The organism is Caenimonas sedimenti (genome assembly GCF_007833165.1).
Lineage (GTDB): Bacteria > Pseudomonadota > Gammaproteobacteria > Burkholderiales > Burkholderiaceae_C > Ramlibacter > Ramlibacter sedimenti.
In genome coordinates this window covers 371,711-394,518 of record NZ_VOBQ01000008.1, presented here as the reverse complement: position 1 = coordinate 394,518, position 22,808 = coordinate 371,711, and the positions used below count along the sequence as shown (strand labels likewise).

The 22,808-nt window shown below is 65.7% G+C and carries 19 protein-coding genes; 7 read left to right on the top strand and 12 right to left on the bottom strand.

Annotation, left to right across the window (positions count from 1 at the left end; genetic code table 11):
* Positions 1 to 5: 5 nt before the first annotated feature.
* The 4 genes from FN976_RS11445 to FN976_RS11430 all read right to left on the bottom strand — a co-directional run bounded on the left by FN976_RS11445 (position 6) and on the right by FN976_RS11430 (position 5,254).
* Complete coding sequence (locus tag FN976_RS11445; protein WP_145893133.1) at positions 6 to 503, bottom strand: hypothetical protein; 498 nt, start codon at positions 501 to 503, stop codon at positions 6 to 8.
* An 86-nt stretch (positions 504 to 589) separates the two neighbouring features.
* Entirely contained in the window at positions 590 to 3,904 is a 3,315-nt protein-coding gene (locus tag FN976_RS11440; protein ID WP_145893132.1) for a UvrD-helicase domain-containing protein, read from the bottom strand.
* Complete coding sequence (locus FN976_RS11435; RefSeq protein ID WP_145893131.1) at positions 3,901 to 4,536, bottom strand: hypothetical protein; 636 nt, start codon at positions 4,534 to 4,536, stop codon at positions 3,901 to 3,903. The genes FN976_RS11440 and FN976_RS11435 overlap by 4 nt, the downstream gene beginning before the upstream one ends.
* Positions 4,517 to 5,254 (bottom strand): sigma factor-like helix-turn-helix DNA-binding protein, encoded by a 738-nt coding sequence (locus FN976_RS11430; RefSeq protein WP_145893130.1) that lies wholly within the window; start codon positions 5,252 to 5,254, stop codon positions 4,517 to 4,519. The genes FN976_RS11435 and FN976_RS11430 overlap by 20 nt, the downstream gene beginning before the upstream one ends.
* Before the next feature lie 317 nt (positions 5,255 to 5,571).
* Here FN976_RS11430 and FN976_RS11425 point away from each other — a divergent pair, with 317 nt between their 5' ends.
* The 4 genes from FN976_RS11425 (at position 5,572) to FN976_RS11410 (ending at position 8,579) form a co-directional block, all read left to right on the top strand.
* Positions 5,572 to 6,258 carry a helix-turn-helix domain-containing protein gene (locus FN976_RS11425; RefSeq protein ID WP_145893129.1) on the top strand — a complete coding sequence of 229 codons (687 nt, stop codon included), beginning with the start codon at positions 5,572 to 5,574 and terminating at the stop codon, positions 6,256 to 6,258.
* Positions 6,259 to 6,262: 4 nt separating this feature from the next.
* On the top strand, positions 6,263 to 7,543 hold the full coding sequence (locus FN976_RS11420) for a type II toxin-antitoxin system HipA family toxin (RefSeq protein ID WP_145893128.1): 1,281 nt from the start codon (positions 6,263 to 6,265) through the stop codon (positions 7,541 to 7,543).
* Between the two features lie 527 nt (positions 7,544 to 8,070).
* A complete protein-coding gene (locus FN976_RS11415) occupies positions 8,071 to 8,253 on the top strand; it encodes a hypothetical protein (RefSeq protein ID WP_145893127.1) in 183 nt (60 codons plus the stop codon).
* A gap of 101 nt (positions 8,254 to 8,354) precedes the next feature.
* On the top strand, positions 8,355 to 8,579 hold the full coding sequence (locus FN976_RS11410) for a hypothetical protein (RefSeq protein ID WP_222432802.1): 225 nt from the start codon (positions 8,355 to 8,357) through the stop codon (positions 8,577 to 8,579).
* 260 nt (positions 8,580 to 8,839) lie between these two features.
* Here the strand turns inward: FN976_RS11410 and FN976_RS11405 are convergent, their stop codons facing one another.
* From FN976_RS11405 to FN976_RS11375, 7 genes are all read right to left on the bottom strand, one after another.
* Complete coding sequence (locus FN976_RS11405; RefSeq protein WP_145893125.1) at positions 8,840 to 10,540, bottom strand: phospholipase D-like domain-containing protein; 1,701 nt, start codon at positions 10,538 to 10,540, stop codon at positions 8,840 to 8,842.
* A gap of 463 nt (positions 10,541 to 11,003) precedes the next feature.
* Positions 11,004 to 11,909 (bottom strand): hypothetical protein, encoded by a 906-nt coding sequence (locus FN976_RS11400; RefSeq protein WP_145893124.1) that lies wholly within the window; start codon positions 11,907 to 11,909, stop codon positions 11,004 to 11,006.
* On the bottom strand, positions 11,902 to 13,017 hold the full coding sequence (locus FN976_RS11395) for a helix-turn-helix domain-containing protein (protein ID WP_145893123.1): 1,116 nt from the start codon (positions 13,015 to 13,017) through the stop codon (positions 11,902 to 11,904). Before FN976_RS11395 ends, FN976_RS11400 begins: the two co-directional genes overlap by 8 nt.
* A gap of 273 nt (positions 13,018 to 13,290) precedes the next feature.
* Positions 13,291 to 14,733 (bottom strand): GapS1 family protein, encoded by a 1,443-nt coding sequence (gene gapS1 / locus FN976_RS11390; protein WP_432417862.1) that lies wholly within the window; start codon positions 14,731 to 14,733, stop codon positions 13,291 to 13,293.
* 130 nt (positions 14,734 to 14,863) lie between these two features.
* Entirely contained in the window at positions 14,864 to 17,446 is a 2,583-nt protein-coding gene (locus tag FN976_RS11385) for a site-specific integrase (protein ID WP_145893121.1), read from the bottom strand.
* A gap of 13 nt (positions 17,447 to 17,459) precedes the next feature.
* A complete protein-coding gene (locus FN976_RS11380) occupies positions 17,460 to 18,227 on the bottom strand; it encodes a hypothetical protein (RefSeq protein WP_145893120.1) in 768 nt (255 codons plus the stop codon).
* A 463-nt stretch (positions 18,228 to 18,690) separates the two neighbouring features.
* Positions 18,691 to 19,053: a hypothetical protein gene (locus tag FN976_RS11375; RefSeq protein ID WP_145893119.1), complete on the bottom strand. Its 363-nt coding sequence runs from the start codon at positions 19,051 to 19,053 to the stop codon at positions 18,691 to 18,693.
* A gap of 422 nt (positions 19,054 to 19,475) precedes the next feature.
* Here FN976_RS11375 and FN976_RS11370 point away from each other — a divergent pair, with 422 nt between their 5' ends.
* The 3 genes from FN976_RS11370 to FN976_RS11360 all read left to right on the top strand — a co-directional run bounded on the left by FN976_RS11370 (position 19,476) and on the right by FN976_RS11360 (position 21,545).
* Positions 19,476 to 20,195, top strand: coding sequence for a hypothetical protein (locus FN976_RS11370; RefSeq protein WP_145893118.1), 720 nt, complete (start codon positions 19,476 to 19,478; stop codon positions 20,193 to 20,195).
* 64 nt (positions 20,196 to 20,259) lie between these two features.
* Positions 20,260 to 20,886, top strand: coding sequence for a hypothetical protein (locus FN976_RS11365; RefSeq protein WP_145893117.1), 627 nt, complete (start codon positions 20,260 to 20,262; stop codon positions 20,884 to 20,886).
* Positions 20,887 to 21,251: 365 nt separating this feature from the next.
* Positions 21,252 to 21,545 carry a hypothetical protein gene (locus FN976_RS11360; RefSeq protein WP_145893116.1) on the top strand — a complete coding sequence of 98 codons (294 nt, stop codon included), beginning with the start codon at positions 21,252 to 21,254 and terminating at the stop codon, positions 21,543 to 21,545.
* Between the two features lie 236 nt (positions 21,546 to 21,781).
* On the opposite strand, the gene FN976_RS11355 is transcribed toward FN976_RS11360, so the two are convergent.
* Complete coding sequence (locus tag FN976_RS11355) at positions 21,782 to 22,804, bottom strand: ParB/RepB/Spo0J family partition protein (protein WP_145893115.1); 1,023 nt, start codon at positions 22,802 to 22,804, stop codon at positions 21,782 to 21,784.
* Positions 22,805 to 22,808 lie beyond the last annotated feature (4 nt).

Here is a 22,808-nt window from a genome sequence, read left to right as displayed (position 1 = left end):
GCGCCCTAGCCGTTGATGCGGTGCGCCGGCACCAGATCGAACACGATGGCGCAGGCGGGGCAGCGCGTGAGCGTGCCGATGTGGACGTCGACCTCGGGCTGCACGTTGGTCTCCGCGATCTGCAGGACGTGCTCAGCGATGTCGCCGGGCTTCATGCCCAGGCGGTGGCCCGCCCACTGCCGCACGCGGCCCACGGTGGCAGCGGGCTTGAACATGTGCTCCACCTTCTCGGCGCCGAAGCGCACGGCCACATCGACGTGCTTGCAGCGATGCAGGTGCACACGCACACCGTGCTCGCCGCGCAGGTCCTTGACGCGTTTGGCCTTGTCGTGCGCTCCGTCCTCGTCGTCCTCCACGGTGAGGATCAGGCCGTCCGCGTCGGCGCCCGCGGGCAGCAGCGCGATCGCGGCGCGCTTGAGGTCTTCGATGCTGGCGTTGTCGTCGATCTCGACCAGCTTGATGTCCGGGAAGTGCTCGGACTGCACGTAAACACGGATTTGCATGTCTGCGCTCCTATCGTCTTGGGTGGCACACCGCGCGCCGCCCATGAGGGATAAATCGCAGGATCAGCGGGAAATCGGAAGCAGCTTCAGGCCGGGCAGTAGAGAAAGTGGCGGCACCGGTGGCAGTCGCGCGCGCTGGGCCGCGCGGCGAAGTCGCCGGCCTGCAGATTGGCAGCGACGCCGTCCAGAAACGAATTCCAGCCCGGCCAGGCGGACTCGTTCTGGCCGGTGTGCAGCACGTGGATTCGCGCGCTGACGGACAACTCGGGACGCACGTCCGCCAGGTGCTTCATCAGCCAGCGCAGGACCTTCTGCTGGCGCTGCCCGCCGCTGGACGGGCGGGCCCGCACGAAATTCAGGGTGACAACCTGGCCCGCCTTGTCGATGCGGTGCGGCGTGACGCGAACCGGCAGGCCGGCGCACGTGACATGAAAGGGCTTGGCCATCTCGCCACGTTCGGCACCCAGCCACTCGCGCCCCGCCGCCAGCAGCTGGTCGGCATAGGCCTGCAGATGCGGAAGCGAGTCCCGGTAGTCGGTGCCGAGCTGCCGCAGGATGCGCGCGACCTCACCCGGGGGAGTGCCGGGCTCTTCACCGTGCTCGGCGAAGAGGTCGCGGAACACGGCATTTTCGACGAGCGCCGCCGGGTGCATGCCGGACGCGGGCGTTAGCGCCTTGACGACGTCGTAGTAGTAGCGGCGCGGGCAGATTCGGTAGGCCAGGAATCCGTTGAGCGGTACGGCCTGCGGCTGGTCCGTCGCGAGGGCTGGGGCCACCGCGATCTGCTGTGCGGGCAGCGAGATGGTTCCTTCGACGCGTTTGAGCAAGTCCGGCATCTGGCTGACGGCGTCGACACAGGTGGCGTTGTAGCGGCCCGTGTTCTCGTACAAGATCAAATCATTCTTCGCCCGCGACAGGGCCACGTACAGCTTGTTGGACGCCTCGGCGTGCGCCTCCTTGACCTCGTCCTGCTGCGTGACTGACTCGAGCAGCGTGGCGGGCACGAGCGCGGACTCGGGCCCCGCGCGGAAGTGCCAGGCGTCGATGTCGACTAGGTGCACCGCCTCGAACTCCAGGCCCTTGCTGCCGTGGATCGTCATCACGGCCACGGCGTCGAGCGCGTCCGCCTCCGGCGGAGGAATGCGCAGCTCGCGGTCATCGCCGATCCTCAGGCGCCGACGCAGGGCGGTCAGGAAGCCGCCCACGGTCTGAAACTTCGACGTCCCGTCCGGCACGCGCAGGTGGTAGATGAACTGCCAGAGGGCGAGCCGGCGCGTGATGTCGGGCATCGTGTCGCCGGGCAGATGGGCGCGAAGCACGTCGGTGCGGTCGAGCAGCAGCGTGCATGCGACCTCCCACGGCGAGTCGGTCGCCTTCAGGCCGTGCAACAGCGTGCCGTAGCGCGCCAAGCCTTGTGCGCCCTCGGCGCTCAGGTCTTCCGGGGGCGCCCGCAGCCACGACAGGGCCGCCGGCCGGTCCTCCTTCGCCGCTGCCAGCAGGCGATCGACGTCGGCGGCCGGCAGGGAAAAGCCGGGCAGCTGCGCCACGCGCACCAGCGAACTGGCCGACCGGTCGACGAACAGCTGCAATAGCGCCAGCACATCCCGGATTTCGGGACGCTGGAAGATGTCACCGAGATGCAGCGCGGGCACGCCGGCGGCGTTGAGCGCCTGCGCGGCCGCGCCGCAGGTGTCGTGCGTGCTGGCGAGCACGACCTGGTGGCGGTAGCCGACGCCATCCTCGTGCAGCCGCTCGGCATGGGCGACGAGTTCACCCAGGACGATGGCCTCGGTCGCGCACTGCACGTGGAGCGGCTTGATCCCGCTGGCGCCGCGCACGGCCTGCACATCCTCCAGCGGCAGCTTGAGCTGCAGCGGATGGTCGCCCCGGCCGGTGTGCTCGAAAACGCGCACGATCTCGGTGTGACTGCGGCGGTTCTCGTTGAGCGTGAAGGTCTTGTGCTTGGGAAAGTCGGCGCCGAATTCCAGGATGTTGCGCATCGACGCGCCACGGAATCGGTAGATGGCCTGGCGGGCATCGCCCACCACCCAGAGGCTGTCCGCCGGTTTGGCCAACGCCTTCACCAGGACCGCGCTGGCCCGGTTCACGTCTTGGTACTCATCGACCAGGACGTGCTTGAACCGGCCGACCGAGGCGGTGTAGGACTTGTAGTCGTCCCGCAGGGCCAGTGCCGGCAGCATGACCAGGTCGCCCATGTCGACGAGATTGCCGCGGGCCTGGATCTGCGCCTGGTAGCACGCGTACAGCCTGGCGACATCACGCTGCAGCGCCTGCACGTCCTCAGGCGTCTTGGCGGCCGACTTGGCCGCCGCGTCAGCGTAGGCGACCGCATCGGCGAGTTCGTCCTTGGCGCGCTGAATGGCCATCACCACTTCGTTCAGCCAGTCCAGGGGATCGCCGAGCGGATTGAACACCTCCAGCCCGAGGCCGTAGATGTGCGGCTCGAGCACGGCGATCTGCGCCATCTTGTCGGCGACGCCGAAGCGAGGCGGCAGCTTGAAAACCTCGTGGTTCTTTCGCAGGAATTCCAGCCCGAAGGCGTGGAAGGTGCCGATCCAAGCCTCGTGGGCATTTTCGATGCCGAGCAGCTGCAGGCGGTCGGCCAGCTCGCGCGCCGCGCGGTTGCCGAAGGTGAGGATGAGAATCTCGCCGGGCTTCGCACCCGAGGCGAGCAGATGCTGCACGCGCAGCAGCAGGGTCGTTGTCTTGCCGGTACCCGGGCCAGCGACCACCAGTGAAACCGGCGCGGTCGAACGGGCCGCCGCCAGTTGCAGCGGTGTGGGCTCGATCGGCTGCTGGGGTTCCTCGGCCGGCGCTTCGACCTCGGGCAGCAGCAGCGCGTCGAGCAACTGCTGGCGCACCAGCTCCAAGGGCAAGTCGAGCTCCTTGGCGATGGCCGAGGCGTTCTTGCCGGCCAGGAACAGGCCGCGGGCGAGCGCGCGTGGCAAGAGCAACTCGCGGCCGAACAGGTTGGCCTGCAGTTCCGTGCGTTCGCGCACGCCATAGGCCTCGACCTTTTGCGCGCCCTGGGTTTCGTCGTCGGCCGGTTTCAGCCCGGTGTCGATGACCTGACCGCAGTTCCCATCGTCGTCGGCATGCAGTTTCCAGTGGCCGAACTCATGCGCTGCGAGAAACGCCTGCTCGGCGGGTGATACGTCATTGCGCACCAGGATCTGGCGCATGGTGCGCACGAGATGGGCGTCGGCCTTCCCTAGCGCCTGGTCGGCCGGGTCGGTGGGTGTGATCTCGAAGTCTTCGGCGTCCTCGGCGGCGATCGTCGTGATGATGTGGTCCGAGGCCAGTGCCGAATCCGTCAGGTCACCGAAGTAGCGTCGCCGCAAGGCGATCGCCGCTTCCCGGGCCCGGCGGAAAGGTGTCACGAGCCAGCTTCCTCGCTCGTGAGCGCCAATAGCCTCGCTCTTTCCTCATGGCTCACGCCTGGAAGATCGCCGACCGCGTGCGCCCAAGTCTCCTGGGTCGGCGCATTGGGCTTCTGGGAGGCGCTGTAGTGCCGGCCTCCCACCACATGCCCCGCGAGCGCAAGCTGCAAGTCCGTCACGGCGACCTGCAGGTGCCGCGCCAACGCAGAAAGCACGGCGCGCGGCGTGTCCACAATGGCGTTGGTCAGCACCTTATGCAGCAGCAGCGTGGCGGTACCCAGGCCGGCGGCGGTCGCGGCGCGGCGCAGGGCTGCGCCGGCGAGCGCGCGCAGCGCGGCCCGAGCCGCTTCGACCCCAGAGCCCTCGGGCTGGGCAGCATCCGCATGCAAGTTGTTGAGGACATAGCTTTGCATGCGGGACAGCGACGCAGCGGGCACCCGCAGCACCTCGGCCGCCGGCTCCGGCGATGCGTCGTGCGTCGCCCACAGCGCGGCGAACTCCAGGATGTCCGCGCGAAACTCGGGATGGGCTTCGCAAGCGCGCAGCACGGCGCCGGCGGACGGCGCGTCGGCCGTGAAGAAGAACGCGTCGAGAACGTCTTCGAGGGACTGCTTACGATCGTTCGATGTCATCACTGAACTCCTTGGCGATTTTCGCCATCGCCTGGTTCTTGTAGGTGTTGATGGTGCGCACGCTGACGCCGAGCGCCTTGGCGATGTCCTTCACCATCATTTCGTCCTCGTGCAGCATCACGAACACGGCGTACTCGTTCTGCGTCAGCATGGCCTGCAGCCGTTTGACGGCTTCCCGGTAGCGCTGCTTCTTCTCGAAAGACTCCGCCGGGGACGTGGATTCGCGCAGCGCCGAGACTTCCCGGATGGTCTTGTCCGGGTCTTCGTCCTCGGGGAACTGCTTAGGGTCGTCGAAGCTGACCTGCAGCTTGCGCTTCTTCGCCAGGAGCCGCCGCTGGAAGTCGTAGCTCCGACGCTCGAACAGCTGCCCGAACGCGCGCTCGGCATGCTGCGCGTCCGTCGGGGACTTCTGCAGGCGGTCCCATACGAACTGCCCGAGCTCCTGGCTCGCGTCGTCGAGGTCGCCGATCACTCCCGGATAGATGCCCGAGCGCACCGCGAATCCTCGCGCCCGGCCGAGAATCCGTGCGCACAGCGCCCCGGCGAACAGATTCATCCGCCCCTTGTCGCCCGCGTCGCGCGTCTGGTGGAACAGCCTGAAGACCTGTTCGTCGGGCAGGTACAGCGGGTCCGTTTCCCAGTCAGTGCGGGCGAGGCGCGCTTTCAGGTCCTCATCAGCCAGGGCCGCGGCTGCGGCATCCGTCATTGGAGTGTGCATCGTCGTTTTCCATGGTCATCCACCTTCAACGCCGCGCCCGGGATGGGCGCGGTCCTTGCCCCCTCCATGACTAAGTCGCAAACACCGGAAAAAATCGGAAGCCGACCCGTGCGATCCTGGTCCGCCGTTGATTCTGGACCGTCTTACTGTTTCTAACAACAGTACACAGGTCGCGAGAACGATGCCATTATTTTGGCGTCTGAGGGGTAAAAGCGCCAGAAAAATAGCCCTCAAGAAGCCTGAGCAAGCGCAACATTACGGAGCTAGAAGCCATTATTCCTGCGTATTCTTCTCTAAGAGAATAGAATAATGGCACTATGGCCAAGAAAACCGCACCCCTGCTGCCGTCGACGGACGAGCTGCTATGCCAGCTCGGCGCCCGCCTGCGCGTCGCCCGCTTGCGCCGCAAGCTGCCGGCCAAGCAGGTGGCGGAACGCGCCGGCATGTCGCCCATGACGCTGCGCAGCGTGGAGCGGGGCGGCGCGGGCGTGACGCTGGGAGCCTATGTCGCGGTGATGCAGGTGCTCGGGGTCGAGCAGGATCTCAATCTGCTGGCGCAGGCGGATCCGGTAGGCCGCGACCTGCAGGATTCCCGTCTGCAGCCGGCAAGCCGTGCCGCACACGTGCTATCCCAGACCGGAAGGTCGGCGCCCTCATCGCGAGTGGCCTCATTGGCTGGCACGGTCCTGGCGTCATACCCAGCCACGAGGCGGCTCGCCCCCAGCGGAGCACTGGAGCGACTGCGGGAGGACGTGGAGGCGCTGCCAGCAGCGCAGCTGCGGCGAGCCGTCGAGGCCTTGCCCGAGAGCCAGCTTCGGAAGGCGTTGACCCAGCTTCCCAGCCGCCAATTGCGCGAAACCCTGAAGCAGGTGGAGTCACCGGCCGAGGCCTTGGAGGCGCAAGTCAAGGTCGCCGGCAGCGATTGGCTGAAGAAGAGCGGTTTCGCCAATTCAGAAGCGCTGTCCGGACTGATCAAGCGACCGCCTGGCAAGACGGGAGGCTGAACGCATGCCCGCCACGATCGCCGTCTACGCCGATTGGGACGAACTGGAAGCGCCCCTTCGCATCGGGACCCTGCATGCCCGGGCAGGCGCCGGGCGCGAGGTATTCGAGTTCCAATTCGCCGCCGCTGCGCTGGCTGACCCGGCCATGGCGGGCGTTCACCTGGACCCACGGCTTGGCCCGTACGAGGGGCCGCAGCATCCGCCCCAGGGGCAGTCGGTGTTCGGCGTGTTTGCCGATGCGAGTCCCGATCGGTGGGGGCGCCTGCTCATGAAACGCCGCCTCGAGCGCGCCAAGCGCGCCGGCGAAGCAGCCAACACGGCGCGCCTATTCGAGTCGGACTTCCTACTCGGTGTGCACGATGAGTACCGGTCGGGGGCGCTGCGCTTCAAGCTCGACGAGCGGGGTGCGTTCCTGGACAACCGCCACGGCGTCGCCGCGCCGCCATTTGTGCAGCTGCGCGAACTGGAGGCCGCGAGCCTAGCACTGGAGCGCGACGAGGAGAACGCCGCCGTCGGCGTGGATGACTGGCTGCGCATGCTGATCGCGCCTGGCGGCTCCTTGGGCGGCGCCAGGCCAAAAGCCAGCGTGGTGGACCCCGATGGCCGGCTGTGGATCGCCAAGTTTCCGAGCGTGCGAGACGAGCACAACGTGGGAGTTTGGGAGCTGGTCGTCCACAGCCTTGCGAAGGCCTGTGGCCTGAATGTCGCCGAGGCAGCCGCGGAGACTTTCGCGAGTGCGCACCACACGTTTCTGGTGCGGCGCTTCGACAGGACCCTCGCCGGCCGGCGCCTGCACTTCGCCTCGGCCATGACACTCACCGGCCGGCAGGACGGCGACGACGCCTCCAATGGCGCGAGCTACCTAGAGATCGCCCGGGTCTTGATGGACCACGGCGCGCAGACCGACGCCGACCTGCGCGAGTTGTGGTCGCGCATCGTCTTCAACATGCTCGTGTCGAACACCGACGATCACCTGCGCAACCACGGCTTCATTCTCGTTCCGGGCAAGGGGTGGCGCCTGTCGGAGGCCTACGACATGAATCCGGTGCCCGATGCGCACGGCTTGAAGCTCAATGTCAGCGAAGCGGACAACGCGCTGGACCTGGATCTCGCCAGGTCCGTCGCACACTACTTCAGGCTCAAAGACGAAGCCAACGAGATCATCGCCAACTTCCAGATGGTGGTCGCGCAGTGGCCGGAGATCGCGGGCGGACTCAACATTCCGCGGCGTGAGCAGGACCGGCTGGCGCCCGCTTTCCGGCTGGCCGCCGGTGCGGCTGGTTAGACAGATCAAGTCCTTGGGGCTGGGAGAGCTATTCACATGAACGATTTCCCGATGGACGACATTTATGAGCAGGCCCGAAGCTTTTCGAAAGCCGGTCAATTCGAAGCGCTTGCCCACTTGATGCAGGGACCTGGCCTCAGGTCGCTCCGGAGTTCCACCGCAGCTTGCGATTTCAAGTGCGGAAGATCGTTGTCAACAATTACGCCGTTCCAACGGCGGGCCTGGAGGATTAGAGGACTTCATCGACTGGCTGGCCGCGAACCAAGATTGGCTGGACCTCTTGGAGCGGGAGATCGATTCCCCGGACAGGTTGCCCGGCGCCGTCGGCGGTGTCGTTGTCTCGATGGACAAGTTCCTCGAGGAGAAGCGAAAGGAGCCCTGAGGCTTGCCGATCAGCCGCCATGGAGGCCACCTGCTCAGGCGGCGCCGTTGCCTCAGGGGGTCGTACCCCTCCCCGCAACCATAATCCGCTTCGGCACTAGCGCCTCAGGCTTGAAATCGATCACCAGGACTGGTACACCCTCGCCATGAGGCTCACCCTTCTTTTTGTCGACTTCACCAGCCTAGCCGGCATGGTCGCCGGGCTCGCCCTGCCGGCGCACGTCGCACAGCAGGCGCGCTACGGCACGTGCCGGAATCACAGGCAGGAGATCTTGGTCGCCCTTTTCGCACCCGGCGTCCCCGGCCTTGGCCTGGGTGTCCTCCGTTGAGCGTGAGCGCCTCGCGGCGATCCGCCCGCTTCCCGAGGAGCAATTTGCAAGCGCTCGCGGCCGTCGACGAACATGTGTCTCGCGCCGGTGCTGGCCTGCCTATGAACTCGCGCCGCTCAGCGCTGGTCGACGCCGCGAGCGCGCTGGCCATTTGCGCCCCACCAAACACCCTACCCGCACCCACCGATTTGCAGGAAAGCGCAGCCGCACTGCGACTCTTGAAGGCCGAATGTCCTCTGGACGATCCGCGGCTACTTGCCGTGCTGACCGACTTGGTGGCGGCCGCGCGGCTGCGTCTGTTCGAGCATGGCGTCACCGTGCAGTAGCTCGGGGCCGGCCGGAACGCTGAACCGTGCTACGCAATGGTCGGCTCGTGCGCGCGCTGAAGCCCTTGATGCGGGTCGCCTAGCCGAGACAGCGCCGACGTCTCCATCAAAGGCGGCGCTCTCAACCGTGAGGGAGCGACCAGATCCGGGATCTCGGCGTTTTACCTTCGCGACCGACTCCCGTCGCCAATCGGGTTGTGCCCTACATCCGATGGTTAGATCCGGATTATCGGCACTTGATGCGTGGGACGCGCCTCGACTTAGGTCCCCGGCTTGACGAAGTAGCGTCGCCGCTTCGCCTTGTAGCTATCCGGATTGAAATGGGTGGGTAGCCAGTCGTCGGTCAGCGCCTTGAGGTAGCCGGCCTCCGGATCGGATCTGCCCGCCTCCGACAGCACTCTCGAGATGTACCGTGCGTAGTGGTGGTCGAAGACGCGCATGAATTCCCCGAAGTAAATGTCAGCCACGCGCGTGTCGCCACGGATGACCAGCATGTTCTCGTCGTTGATGCGCTGTGAGGGCTTGCTGAAATTGGCGGAGCCGGAGATCACCAGAGGGTCTTTTCCGAGCGGATCGACCAGCATGAACTTGTTGTGAATGTAGCGGTTCCGATTGAGTGGATTCGAGCGCTCGCGCAGAAAGTTGGCGAGAGCGCCGCTTCCGAGGAAGGAACCCGCTGCGAAAATCAGGTCGCGGTCCTGACCAATGCTCTCGGTCTCACCGAGCGGGTCGTCCTTGACAACGTAGCGCAGTACGTCGTTCTCCACATTGAGCACCTTGGCAAAAAGCGGATCGATGTTGAAGGCGAACGTCATGCAGGCAAGCTCTCTTGCTTCGGCCAGTCGCTCGGCGTACCACTGCAGCGTCTCGTCACTGTCCTTATCGTCTCGCGGCGAGAACACGGGCGTCACCGATTTTTTCGGAGTCTTTTCCGGCGGCAGCGGGGTGGCGGCCTTCAGCGGACCACGAAGCTTGGTCGGTGTTGTTTTCGGCTGCGCCAGCAATTCCCAGTATTCGAGGTACTTTCCCGCGACTTCGCGGTCCCACACGACATGGCCCACATTGGAGTGACCAAATATGCCGCCATCTGAAATGTTGGTCGACCCGGTCCACACCGCTGCGGGCCCTTCGTCGTCCACCAGAACGATGAACTTGTTGTGTCGGATGCCTTCGCTGACAGTGCGAGGGACCACCGCGCCAAGCTCAGCCAAGCCGGCGTTCCCAATGGTCTCTTCATTGCTGACCTTGTAGGTACTCTCGGCGTCGTAGACGATCTTCACGTCGGCGCCGCCTTCGATCGCCTTCACGAAGGCGTTGGCGACCGGCGCGTAGTGGAATTCGTAAAGCGCCGCACGAAGCGCCATGCCGTCCTTCGCTTGGCCGATGAATTTGATCAGAGCTTCGAACAGCCCACGCGACAGCCAGCGCATTTCTGCGGCGCGCGGGTTTTCCGCATCCGGATTCCGGTTGCCGAATTCGCGCGCGTACGCCTGCGAGCCAATGACGCCGCGGTTGAAATAGACGTCATGGCGAGGCCTAGCCGAAGTGCTCGCCGGATCGACAACGTCTTCCGCTGTCACATCTAGCGTAACCGCCGCCTCGTCGTCAAGCTTGGTGTTCTTCACAGTGCCGAAAACCGGGACGATGCGGTATTGGTAGCGGCGTCCCGCCGTCGCTGTGTAGTCCGCCCATTGAAAGGTCTGGACGGGGTGTTCGGCGGTCGGCACAGGCGTCCCAGGGGGAAGGCCTTTGTCCTTGTCCATAAAGCGTTTGATGCCACGCATCCAATAGCGTTCGATCTCACCGCCGTCGCTGTCCAGCTCTGTGCGCTCAATCGCATACCCGAGAAGGTCCTTGCGGGTAGGCTTCTTGCCGTTTAGTGTGTCCCATGCCAACACCACGACATAGGTACCGGCATAAGCGGCAGCCCTCAGGCTCGAACTCTTCGCAGTGGCACGCATTCGTCCCTCCATCTCGATGTAGACCGAGCGCCTCGCCCGACGTTGGAGATGCCCGAAGTGCTCGGCCTCAATAGGTGAGTCCTGGCGGAACCGGCGACGACGGACCTTCTCAATCACAAGTTAGCAGGGCGGCGGAGCGTCCGCATCCCCAGTACTGGGGATCACCAAGCTCCCGCGAGGCGTCTTGCGCTCGCGCAGATTGAGGAAGACATTGGTTACCCGTCCGCTGCAAGCGACCACCCTCGCCCGCCCATTGCTTCCAGGCCAGCGGCATGTTCGTGCCCACCCCTGAGGCGCCCGCATGGGCGCTGGCTTGCGATTGCCCGTTTCGAGGGCGGTCGATGACGTTGCGCTTCAGGCGGTTCCGGGCAACGGACCGCGCGACGAAATGTTGTAGGGCGCCCTGGCAGGGTCGAGACCGACCTCTGGACTCTTGGGGTCGCGCTAGGGTCGATCGCTGCGTCTAGAATTTTGGCTTGTCGAGCAGCGTCAAGAACTCGGTGACCAGCCCACTAACCTTGCGTTGCTCCAGCACGAGTTCGTCGGCCTCCGCTTCTTCTCCCAGAGCGAACCGAGAGGCAGCGACGCAGCCGTCGCGCTGGAAACCCTGCACGCCTGGTCCGTCGCAGAACCGCATGCGCAAGGCGTGCCGTGCAGCGTCGAGCGCTGCTACGTGCTGTGCCTGGTTCTGCCGGTCCTGAAACTTGGCGGCCAGCTCGTCGAGGGGCATTGCATAGCGCAAGACGTGCACCAGGTCTGCCGCATCCTTGTTGGCTGCGCGGTCGGCGTAGGCGAGTGTCTTCAGCACGACGAAGGCGACTGCGTCAGCGTAGTGGACCGTTTCGGTCGCCATACCGCCGCCATCCAGCAGCTCCGCGGTCACCTCCTTGGCCTGGTACCAGTCATGGACGATCCCGACGTGCTTGAACGCGATGGCCGAGACGTTCTCGTCGTCGACGGGCTTGACCATCTTGGGTGCAAGGTTCTCGTCCGCATCGCGCAGGAACTCCACGATCACAAATTCGTGATCGGTCACTTTGCGCAACCACCGCCAACTGGTGGGCTTTCCTGCATGGTTGGTCGCCCGTTCGAAGCCTTTGGCCTTGAGCTGTTGGGCGAGCGTCTTGTAGGCGTCCCCGTCGGCCAGCACCTGCACATTCAGCACCACATCGACATCTGAGGTCCCTACATGCGCCGGGACGTCCGGAGGATTGGCGGGAGTGAGGTAGCGCGGCACCAAGCCTCCCACGAGTCGCACAGTGTTCTTGAAGGTCCCGAAGCCGTGAAGCAATGTGACCATGACCCGCTCGCAGGCGACGGTGAACTCTTGGTTGTAGCCGGCAGCGGTTTGTGGCTTCTCGTCAGGCATTGGTCTTCTCCGGGACGCTCAAGACTCGCTCGCGCAGCTGGCTCCCGAGTTCCTTGTTGCGTCCGCGATCATCGCGGCGCAGGTCCAAGTAGACGATCCATGGACTCGCAAGCAAGACACCTGGCAACGACTCGGCCGGCTGCCGGAAGAGCTCGCTGGCGTCTTCGCGCTCGATCAGGGTTACATTGCCGCCTCGCGCTGCATCAACTAGCCCCCATGCGCTGGCACAACGCGCGACCGTACCGGGAGGCACGATGACCTCCAGCGCGTCGATCGAGGTCAGCAAAGGGCACAACAAGTTGCCTGCCGCGGCGCCAGTGAGCGCCCATTCGGCTTCGGTGTCGTTGTGGGTGGCCTTGTTGAGAAAGGACTGCAAGAGGCGCTGCGGGTTTTGAGAAAAGGCAAACCAGCGCGTGCGCTTTTCGCGGCGCACCTTCCAGTACTCCACCCATGCATCGAGCATCTGGGAGCTTTGGGTCACTTTGCAGCGCGCCGCACGGCCCTTGCCTTCATAGACGACCCATTCGCGCCGAGACAACTCGTTCAGCGCGATGGAGACCGTGTAGGGTGAAACTTGGGCCAGCTCCGCGAGCTGCAACCCGTTGGTCCATTCGCCCTTGGTATGCAGCAAGGCGTGAACGACCTTCTCGCGCGCTCCCGCGAAGGGACTGCCTCGCGGCGAACGCGTTTCTCGCCGGGGCGGCTTTTCGATGTTGACAAGAATGCTCCCGTGTCGGAAGTACAGGCTCCCGTCAGTGTCGAAGTAGCCGACGCCAGCCTCCCGAAGGATCTGGCGCGCCCCGGGGCTGATCTGCCCGATGACCATACCTGCGGCTTGCGCCTGCGAGCTGGCATAGGCATTGATGCGCCACACAGCCGCCTGGATGCTGCTGGGATAGCCGTTGCGGACCACCTCGACTGGAACCGCCACTGGGGGGTCGACGTCTAAGTTCAGCAGTGCGTCGAGCTTTTGCGAGACAGGCCCGTCTGGGATCGAGACCTCGTAGCCGCGCAGTTCTGCCGCGTGGCCAGTGGCTTCGAAAAGCGCAATGGCCAACTCATCGACCAACTGACGGTCCGATTCCTGGGGATGGTCAACTTTCCTCATTTGCTGTTCAGCAAAACATTATGTTTCCGCTAAAGTTTAGCAATTTTGGCAAGTTTTGCCAAGTAGCAAATTTGAGTTGCGCCCAGTTGAGGGCCCTGAAAACCTTGGAGCAAATATTCCTTCACATTGCCCTGTACTGCCCGCCTCAGCTGTTGAGCAGGCCCACTGTCCATGCTGCTTCAGATTCCTCTGATGGGCCAGACCGAACTTCCGTACGTCTACCTTGCCGCCTCCCAATCATCGGTCCGACAGGGCTCTGCCCGACGCATCGCGTTAGGCCACCGCTTCCATCGCCGTCTTGGCACGCCCCATGGAGGCGTCAATCACCTGTTGCATTCGTAGTGGTGTGGTGTAGCGGCTGACCTTAGGCCCGAGGTGCTGGGCGAAGAACTGCTGCGCCGTGCGCGGGTCGCTGTTGGCGCTGACCGCTTCACGCAGTAGTGCGGACAGGTCAATGCGATCCACGCGCAGCGCGCCCACTAAGCGCTCGAACGTCTGGATCGACAGCACGAACACATGGTCCAGAGGCAATCTGCGCTGCGCCACGCCGCTGGGGTAGGAAATCGCCTTCTCCGGGAAAAGGCGCTGCAGCATCGTGCCCGTGCCGAAATTCAGTTCACGGCTAGCGACGATCAGCAGGAAGTTGTCGCGCGCGGCGCTGCGATGGAACGGATGCCCGGACTGAGCCAGTTCGGCGGCAACGGCGGCGCCCTGCCCGATCCCCTCGCGGATGCGCTTTGACTTCTGCCACAGCGCCTCGCCGGAGTCGGTAGCCATCAGCACCTCCGGGTAGAGCGCCATCTTGGACTCGACCAGCACATTGCAATCGGCGCATTGGAAAATCGCTTCAACGGCCGAGGCCTGCTCGCCCAAACGCGCCTTGTACGCACCTTCGGTGATCAACGGGACGCCCGCCTCATCGGCCAGCTCCAGGACGTACTTCTCGAACACCTTGCTGAACGCGCGGGTGTAGTCAGCGCCAAACTCGGACAGGCGGTTGTGCACCAGGTTCTCAATGCCGTGCGCGAAGACCATGGGATGCCACCAACACAAGGTCCCGTCGTCCAGACGCACCAGCGGCCAGTTGTGCAGCACGGTGAACTCCTCGAAGTCGCGCCCGAGTGGCATGCCCGGTGCGGCGGCGAGATCCTGGCGCAAGCCAAGAAGGTCCCGCGAAATCGAGGCCATCAAGGTATAGAAGCGGTCGCCGTAAACCCGCCTCAGAATCCCTTGGTAGTTCATGCTGAGAACCCCGTTGCCGCGGTGCAGGCCGGCCAGCACCGCCAACACGATGTCGATGAAGTCCTGCGGCTGCAGCTGCAGGCTGTTCGTGAATTGGCGACGCAGGACCGAGTTCTCTGGCAACGGCGCCACGAGCGCCGGCCAGCGCATGAAGTCGCGGCCGAGCTTCTGCTGGAACTCCAGCTGCACGTGCGTCAAGGCACGCATGAAGGCATGCAAGTTCGCCTCGCCGGCTCGCAGCCGGTCGGCTTCCCACAGCCGCTGGCGCAGCATGTCGTAGACGGGAGCGGGCATCGGCGTGCCCCCTCCCAGCCGCATGTTCGGCTCCAGCAATGCCCACTTGACCAGCAGCATCGACAGCCAGGGCGCGCTGCGCAGCTGCGTGAGCTTGTCCCCTTGCGGGTTCGCCCACTGGTTGAGCACCAGTGCCACCAACGACGCCGTGTTGTACCGGCGAAGGTGCTTGCCCACCATCGCATGCGTTTCCACGCCGCTGAAGGAGCGTCCCGGAACTTCGCCCAGCCGCTCAATGTGGCTCAAGTCTGTGCCTCCGCAGCCGCTCCGGAAGCCGGATCACAGAACCAGGAACGAACATCGCTCGCGCTCACTGCTGATCCTTGCCGGTCAGCGACCACGCAAACTTGTCCATGCGTTCCAATCCCTGCTGCCGATGCGCCAGACCAAAACGCGAGTAGATGCCGGTCGTGTTGAGCTTGCTGTGTCCGAGTAGTCCCTGCAGGCCCGGAAGATCGCCGGGATTGGCCGCCAGGTATTGGAGTGCAAACGTGTGACGCAGCCAATGCGTGGAAGCTTGACGGAAGTCGGCCTGGCCGGCGACCCCACCCCCTTCCGCCGCAATCTGTTCGGCGACCTTCGCAAAAAACTTCTTGAGGATGCCGTACAAGGTCTTGGCGTCCAGTCTTCCATCGAAGCTTGGCGTGCGATCGGCGGACGCGGGCGAGACGCCGCGCCGCGAGCGCAGCTTGCCCTGCGGCGCCTGCAGGACACTCAAGATCGGCGTGTCCTTGCGCTCCAAGGCCCCCCAGTGCGCGGGCAGCTTGCCTGCTGCGATGAGCAGGCGGCGATCGCGATGGTGCGCCTCGAGCGCAGCCATGGTTCCGGCCAGGACCGGGATCTCGCGCTCCTTGCGGCGCTTGCCCAACACCTTCAGCTTTTGCACCGCCGACAAGCTGTTGGCGTCGTCCCGTAAGGGCGCCAGGCCCCCGAGCGTGAGGTGCTGCACCTCGCTTCGCCGCACGCCCGATTCGAGGAACAGCGACAAGATCGCCCCCAGCCGGCGCTGGCCTGCCGACTCTGGGAGACGCTGGAACGCGCGCTCCATCGCCTGCAGATCCTCGCGCGCAAAGGAGCGCCCCGCGTCGAACTCGGCAGCGCCCTCCCCGGCCGCCGCATCGGCGCTCCCGCTTTCGACGGCGTGGTCCGGCGCTTCCAGCTGCAAGTCCGCGGCGAGGTTCACGCGCAGGTAGCCGCGCCGGTGCCACCAGCCGTACATCAGCTGCACGATGCGCAGGTTCAGGCGCACCGCGTCCCCCGAGAGCGCGCCGCGCAGCGGGCGCCACTCGTCGGAGTGCTTCATGACGCGCGAGTCCGAGCACCAGTGCGCCGGCGGCGTCAACAGAAAGTCGCGAAACGCGTAGAAGTCGGCGTCGACCATCGAGGACAGCGCTTTGCCCCGTTCGACCAAGGCCCAGAGGACGAATCGCTGCAACGCGCTGCGGTAGGAACGCTGGGTGTGCTTGGAGCGCCGCTGCCCCACGTACACCTCCAGGAAGTGGCGTAGCGCTTCGCGGTCGTCCTGCGCGGCGCGGCCGTCGGCCCACAGCAGGTAGTTCGCACCAGGGGCGCGCAGTAGGCCGTCATGTCCCGCGAGCGCGTCCGGCCAGGCCAACTGTTCCAGCGGCACCAACGCGAAGCGGGGGCCGCGCGGCGGTAGCGGGGGCAACGGCGCCGGCACGAGCGAAGGCACCAGCTGCTGTGATGCGGCAGGGCCCGCGGGGTCCCCGTCACGGCGCGCCTGCAGCGGCAGCGCCGGCGCGTCGACATAGGCGATCGCCAGCGGCAGGACCGGGCCGACCAATTCCTTCAGCGGCCCGCGCAGCGTCACGCCCAGAATCTGTTCGCGTTCGACCAGCCAGAGCAAGAGGCGGCGCGCTCGCCGTGGCCCAAAGCCAGCGACCCGACGGTGGAACTGCGAACCCTGCACATTCACCCAAGTGGCCAACTGCCCCAAAGTCGTAAGACCGTGCCCGCGCAGCTGCTGCGCCAGCGAGGGCTCCACCCAATCGGTCAGCGGCGAGTCGGGCCGCAGCGGCACCGCCAGGCGCGGCGCAAGCCATTCCAGGATCTCTAGGCGGCGCAGCACATCCAGCTGGAACAGCTCCTTGTGCGGTACCCGTGGGGCCGCGTGCCCGGATGGGGCGCCCTGGCCTGCGCGCGCCTCCTCGGTTGCAGGCGCCGGCGCTGCCTGGGCGCTCACTTCGCCGGGGCCGGGCTCCGCGCCGAACTCCTCGTGGTACAGCGCGATGAGCTCGGCCTCGCCGTACATGCCGTCGTCAAACCGCGCAGCGAAGTCTTCCAGCGACGGCCGCACGGCAGCTTGCGGCGGCACCGCCGGCGCGGGCGCGCTGCCCGGCGCATGCGGCACCACGTCGACCACCTGGTCCGGCGCCGGCGCGCTGGCGGCTGCGGGCCCGCGGCGCGGCGGCCGAAGAAGCTTCGCCAGCCGCCGCTGCAGCTCGCGCACGAGGGCGGTCGCTGCGCCGGCGTCCGGATGATTGTGGGCGGCCATCCCAAGGCGCGCGAGCAGCCCGCGCGCGTAGCCGAGCGCGCCGCGGCCGTCCTGGTGCAGGTTGTGCAGCAGGTAGGTGCGCGCGGCCTGGCGCGGGTCCACGCCCTGCGCCATCGCCGACAGGAAGCGGAAATCGTCGGCCGTGATCGGTGCGTGGCTGGCCACCAGCGCACCCAGGCTGCCGCGCGGGCGGCCGCGCTTGGGTTTGCGCGGCGCGCCATCGGGCGCCTCATCCTCCGCATCGAACACCACGGTGCGCCAGCGCTGCGGGTCGCGCGGTTCGGGGGTGCCTGCGCGCGGCCCGCGCGCCGCCGAGGGCGCAGCGGCGATGTCGGCGATGTCAGTGATAGCGGCGGGTTGCAGCGGATCGGAAGCCACGTGCCCTGCCCTGTCAGCTGCGGCTGCGCGCCAGATGGTTCTGCAGCAGGAACCAGCACAGGTTGAGCGCGAAGCTGCGGCCCAGCCGCGTCATCTGCTCTTCGCTGATGCCCACCGAGCGGTGCGCCCCCGTGCTCATGAAGGTGTAGGCCCCGGCGATCGCCTTCTCCTCGTCCAGCGTGATGCCCCCTTGCATGCGGATGCAGGCCAGGTATTCGCCCCAGCGCGTGGGCTGGGGCGCGCCCGCCGGCAGCAGGCCGGCGGCGACGTCGCGCGCGAGCGTCTCCAACGCGATGCGCGCGTTGGTCAGCGTGGCGTTGTAGTCGGGCGGTGAGCGGCGAAACGCTTCGGCAGAATCCTGGATCTTGCGCAGGATGTCGTCTCGGCTGGGCGCGCTGCTCGCCGCGAGGGTGCGCAGCAGGTCGTCCTCGATCGGCGCGACCTCGCCCAGCGTCGGGTCGGTGCGCAGCAGCGTCTTGTCCTGCTGCACCTGGTAGCCGTCGAGCGTCAGGCACTGGCGCAGGTCCCCAAAGCGCTCGTCGAACCGGTACTTGGGGTTCACGCGGTGGCGCAGATCTCCTTGCGTGGCCACCACCTCGGCGGCGATGGCCACCGCGCGCGCATCGCGCAGCTGGCGCAGCGCGTCGGCCAGGCCGGCGGCGAAGTAGGAGCCGGACAACCCCATCGCCAACCCGTGTTTGGCCAAGAGCGTCGTGACCAACGCCTCATCCTGCTGCTCGAGCAGCTGCGCCAGGGACAGGCGGGTGCGCTCGGAAATCACGGCCGGCTCCTGCTGCGTACAGCGCCGCGACCGCGGCCCGGCCCGGTGGCGCCTCGCCCACGCTGCGTTCCTGCTCCTGCTCTCGCCATCGCCACCTCCTCGCGCTGTTGGCTGTTTGGGTGCACCGCCCTGCCCTGCCCGGGCACAGCGGCTTCGCGAAGCCGGGGCCGCTGCGGACAGGACCCTGCCCCCTGGCCTGCCCCGCGAATTTAGCATGAGTGCAGAGCTAAGTGATTATGGCGTTTTGTGCTCACCTACAAAAAATGAGACGGATCGGCGTAGGGGGTCGATTTTTTGGGCCTGATCCCGCGGTGATATCAACTCCCGGTCGGTGATAACAACTCCCGGCTGCCGCCGCCCGCCGCCGCAGCGCACCTTACGACCGGCCGCCGCGCCGCCCCACCGACGCCCTGCCCCCCGGCCCGGCCGCCCCGCGCCTGGTGCCGGCCCGTGAGGTCCGGGCTTAGCTCGCAGATTTCCCCCTGTCCTGCCCCGTCGGCACCACGTCGACGCTTTGGACCGCCGCCTTGCGCCCGCGCCGCTTCGGCACCGCCTCGGGCGGCAACGCGGGCAAGACCGCAGCGATCGCGGCCGGCGGTGGGTCGAGGAAGAAGCGCGCCTCCCCCACTCCTGACTTGCGCAGCAACCTGGCGCACTGCTCCACATTGGCCCACGTCTTGGGGAGGTGCGGATGGCGCTCCTCCTGCAGCCACAGCCAGCCGCGCACGGGCAGCTCCACCGCCACCGTATAGAAGCCGGACCAGAGCGCCTTCTTGCCGGGAACGTGGGGCTGCGGCCGGCGGTGCGCGCAGATCCAAACGGCCAAGCCTGCTTCGCCAGGGGCATGGCCGCCAGCCAGCAGCCGACGAAGGTTTCTGAGGGTGACAGGTGGTGCGCCCCAGGGCATGACCTTCATTCTCCGATTTTTGGGGTTAATTGTCTTAGTTCGGGGGCACTCAGCTTCGATAAATCCTTTGGTACGCACTCATGCGGACACAACAAAATCAAAAGGAAAATCAATGAGTTACATCCAAATCGTCCTCTCCATCATCGACATCGTTTTACGACTGATCGAACTGATGGGTTGATGACCCGTGGCCGGACGTTTGTCCGGCCTTCTTCATGGTCGCCGCGCCCTCCGCTGCGGCGGTCGTGTCGGAATGTCGAAAATGCTATACATGTTGTCATGAATGGCATGATGCCTAAATGCTGTCAATGCTGACATGCATAGCAACATAGGAGCCCACCATGAATCGACAAGCCGTGCTGGACGAGATCGCCGCCTTCCAAGAGGGGTTCAAGCTGTCTATCCGACGCCTCTACGGAACCACGCTCGGGCTGCCCGACGAGCTGGACCATGAGGCCACGCCGCTGTACCGGACGGTGGCGGCGATGTTCGACTATGGCGTGGCGGGCCAGCACAAGCCCGATTCCTGGCTTGGCCAGGGCGATCTCTTGAACCCGGATTTCTGCGACGTCGAGGCCTTCCTGTCGGGCTTGGCTGGCTTGGCGCAGTTTCTCGACGAGGACGCAGTTTCGGTCCCGGTCCAGAGCCTGCGGGTCGCTCGCACCGCCGTTGCCCGCCATGTGCTCGAAGGCGGGCAACGCCACACGGGATTCGAAGACGGCCTGCCCGCGCAGGGCTACCTGAGCATCATGGAAGTGGCGCTGCTGGCGAACATGGACGAGCGCAGCGTGCGCAACGCTACTAACCCGAGTGCCACATCGCCACTGGCCACGGAGACATTGGAGAAGCGCACCTTCGTCCCGATCGCGGAGGCCAAGCGGTGGCTGGCCGCCCGCAAGGGCTTTGTGCCGACCACGGGGCTCCCCGGCCAGGCGGGGGACCAGGTAGCCGTGGCGCCGCCCGCCCTCGCCCCCGCCACGCTGGCCGCGCTGACCCAGCGCGCCCAAGCGCAGGGTCTTGCGGTGGATGCGTTCGTGCATCGGCTTCTGCAGGCGACCTGATTCGCCCACCGCCGACCAAGCCCGAATCCCAACCGTCTCGCGACTTTGAAAAGGAGCCGCCATCATGGTCGATCCCACCGCGCCCCTGCTCGCCATCGTTGCAGAAGCCGTGCCTTTCCTCCGCATTGACGGCGTCCAGCGGCGCGACTGGTGCCGCGTAATGCGTGCCGCTCGCGATCCCCGTATCGGGCCGTGGCGTTATGTCGCCCGCTACACCGTCCTCGATCAATCCACCTGGGACGCGCCTGGAGAGGTCCTGTACCTGGTGACGGACGCGGCCGCTCGCGTGCGCCTGGTCGGCGAATCGGGATCCCGGCTCAAGGGGCGGTGGAAGCTCGCTCCGATGTTCGAGCTGGGAACCCGCAGGCCGATGGGCCAGCGCGCGCTGTTCCATAGCAGCGCCTGGCGCTCCATTGAAGCGGCGTTCGATGGGGGCGAGCCGATGCCGTTCACGGTTTCCGCGATCTTTCGGCCGCAGCTTGAAGCGTTGTGCCGTCGCGAGGGTGGCGTGCTTGCGGGCGCGCTGGAACGCGCCAGGGCGGGGCAGCGCGATCTCGCCCACCACGTCGAAACCTACGTGTGCGGACTCGTCGCGTGTGGACTGCCCCTCTGGAACATTGCGAAGACGGGATCGAAACGCGACCCCACCGTCCGGGTCGACACCACCCTTCATCCAGGAATTCAGATTTGATTGTTCGTGTGTGAACCTCCTGGCGGCTGGTTACCGCTGGGCCTTGCCTCGCATCGAAAGGTGCGAGGCATTTTTTTGACCTCATTGGTGCGTTGTGCTGAGACTTCCGCCCTCGCTTTGCCGCCATTGCCCCGAGGTTTCAACCGTTGAAACCTGCGGAACGCGGCCACTTCTGACCACTGTTCAACGGTTGAAACCTAGGCCACCGGCGGGCGCACCGAGGATCTTCTGACACCGATGTCAGGCCGCAAGGCGACGATGGCGGCGGGCTAGCGCCCTGCCCCAAAGCGACGCTGCGACCCATGCACAATTGCCAGATGGCAACGACTAGGTGGCGGGTTCGAATAGGACCGGAGTACTGGAAAATGCACACCCACGCGGGCGAAAAGGACCTCGGCCTTTCGCTGCTTGGCAGTGTCGAGCGTGGCGCCGCGGCCGGCGGCTTGGCCGTCGACAGCGGCGGTAGCTATGTCCAGTTGAACGGCGATTTCATAACCCCGCTCGGCAACAGCAGCCAGCTCCGGCGCGCCGTTGAACGCGCCCAAAGGCAATCGAGGGCGCCCTACCCTCGCCCTTCCTCCGCGTCGGTCGAGGGCTCGATTTCGGTGGTGCCTCCCCTCGTGATCGTTCGCAAACGGCGAACTCTCGTGGTCGCCTGAGGCTATGGCCGCACGCAGCCTTTCCGGGCCGCGAGACATATCGGTTTTGCCTCGGATGCAAGGGGCACCCCGAAGGGTTTCAACCGTTGAAACCGCCGGCAAGGGACGCGACGCTACGACAGGTTTCAACGGTTGAAACCCGTCCTGTGAAGGTGGTTCGCAGGCACGTTCAACCGTTGAACTCCCAAAAGAAAAAGCCCCGGCGACCGGGGCTTTTTCATTTCGGGCAAGGCGCGCTACTGCAACAGGCGCTCCAAGAATTCCACCAGTTTCTTTTCCTTGGCCACCGTCAATGCTCCACTGCTCAGCTTCACGCTGATCCGGCCCTTGGCATCCTTCGAATAGATGCCAGCCATGCGGTCAGCGGAGCGGAGCTCCCGCGCCTCTGGCTGCACCTTGGGCGCGCCGGAACCCGCACCCACCAGAGCTTCCAGAACCACTCGCGCGGTCGGTCGCGGAGACATCTTGCCAAGTTCCTGGGCCTTCGTAATGACGCGGGCCGTGTCGGCCTCCAGAGCCGAAGTGAGTTCCGTCCCCCATCGGTACTGCAGCTCGAGGGGCGACGGGAACGCGCTGATGACTTCATCGGGAAGTGACGCGAGCGCGAGCGCCATGCTCAACGCACCGGCGGAGATGCCGAGCGCAGCAGCCATCTGCTTTTGCGAAGCGAAGAGCTTGGCATCAAGTGCATCCTTGTACATGACGCCCTGCTCCCACGGACTCAGATCAGCGCGATTTCGGTTCTCTCGCTCCATCGCTGTGAACAGCGCGAGGTCGTCCATGTCCTCGATGATCGCAGCCACTTTGAAACCGAGATCCAGACACGAGCGGTTGCGGCGGCGTCCGTAGACGATCTCGTACTCGTCCTCACCGTTCGCGCCCTTCGCCTTGCGTCGAACCTTGATCGGCTGGACATTCCCGCCCGCCGCCGCGATCTCATCGCGAAGATCCATGTACTCCTGGGTCGAATAGGACAGCTCGTGGCGGTTCTTCCACTTGCTCTCCTTGACTTGTGCAGGATCCAGCATGACCACCAGCTGGGCGGCTTCGAAGGCCGCCAGCTGCGTCTGAAGCTCCGTGACCTGGTGATGCAGGTTGATTCGATCGGTGATGCCCGCGACCCCGGTCGCGCGCGTCCGAGGCGCCGCAGCTGACCCCGCGGGCGCCCCACCCGCCGGCTGAGCTGCCGATGAGCCCGACCCGGACTCGTCATCCAAGTCGTCGAAGTTGACCTTAGCTGCTTTTTCGCTCAGTTTCATGGCC

Bases quoted from the DNA above. Each gene is read 5' to 3' on its own strand.
- FN976_RS11395 (WP_145893123.1), bottom strand. From the start codon at position 13,017: ATGAGGAAAGTTGACCATCCCCAGGAATCGGACCGTCAGTTGGTCGAT.
- FN976_RS11355 (WP_145893115.1), bottom strand. From the start codon at position 22,804: ATGAAACTGAGCGAAAAAGCAGCTAAGGTCAACTTCGACGACTTGGAT.
- FN976_RS11425 (WP_145893129.1), top strand. From the start codon at position 5,572: ATGGCCAAGAAAACCGCACCCCTGCTGCCGTCGACGGACGAGCTGCTA.
- FN976_RS11400 (WP_145893124.1), bottom strand. From the start codon at position 11,909: ATGCCTGACGAGAAGCCACAAACCGCTGCCGGCTACAACCAAGAGTTC.
- FN976_RS11430 (WP_145893130.1), bottom strand. From the start codon at position 5,254: ATGCACACTCCAATGACGGATGCCGCAGCCGCGGCCCTGGCTGATGAG.
- FN976_RS11445 (WP_145893133.1), bottom strand. From the start codon at position 503: ATGCAAATCCGTGTTTACGTGCAGTCCGAGCACTTCCCGGACATCAAG.
- FN976_RS11415 (WP_145893127.1), top strand. From the start codon at position 8,071: ATGAGGCTCACCCTTCTTTTTGTCGACTTCACCAGCCTAGCCGGCATG.
- gapS1 (WP_432417862.1), bottom strand. From the start codon at position 14,733: ATGGTGGGCAAGCACCTTCGCCGGTACAACACGGCGTCGTTGGTGGCA.
- FN976_RS11435 (WP_145893131.1), bottom strand. From the start codon at position 4,536: ATGACATCGAACGATCGTAAGCAGTCCCTCGAAGACGTTCTCGACGCG.
- FN976_RS11370 (WP_145893118.1), top strand. From the start codon at position 19,476: ATGAATCGACAAGCCGTGCTGGACGAGATCGCCGCCTTCCAAGAGGGG.
- FN976_RS11405 (WP_145893125.1), bottom strand. From the start codon at position 10,540: ATGCGTGCCACTGCGAAGAGTTCGAGCCTGAGGGCTGCCGCTTATGCC.
- FN976_RS11410 (WP_222432802.1), top strand. From the start codon at position 8,355: ATGAACTCGCGCCGCTCAGCGCTGGTCGACGCCGCGAGCGCGCTGGCC.
- FN976_RS11360 (WP_145893116.1), top strand. From the start codon at position 21,252: ATGCACACCCACGCGGGCGAAAAGGACCTCGGCCTTTCGCTGCTTGGC.
- FN976_RS11365 (WP_145893117.1), top strand. From the start codon at position 20,260: ATGGTCGATCCCACCGCGCCCCTGCTCGCCATCGTTGCAGAAGCCGTG.
- FN976_RS11420 (WP_145893128.1), top strand. From the start codon at position 6,263: ATGCCCGCCACGATCGCCGTCTACGCCGATTGGGACGAACTGGAAGCG.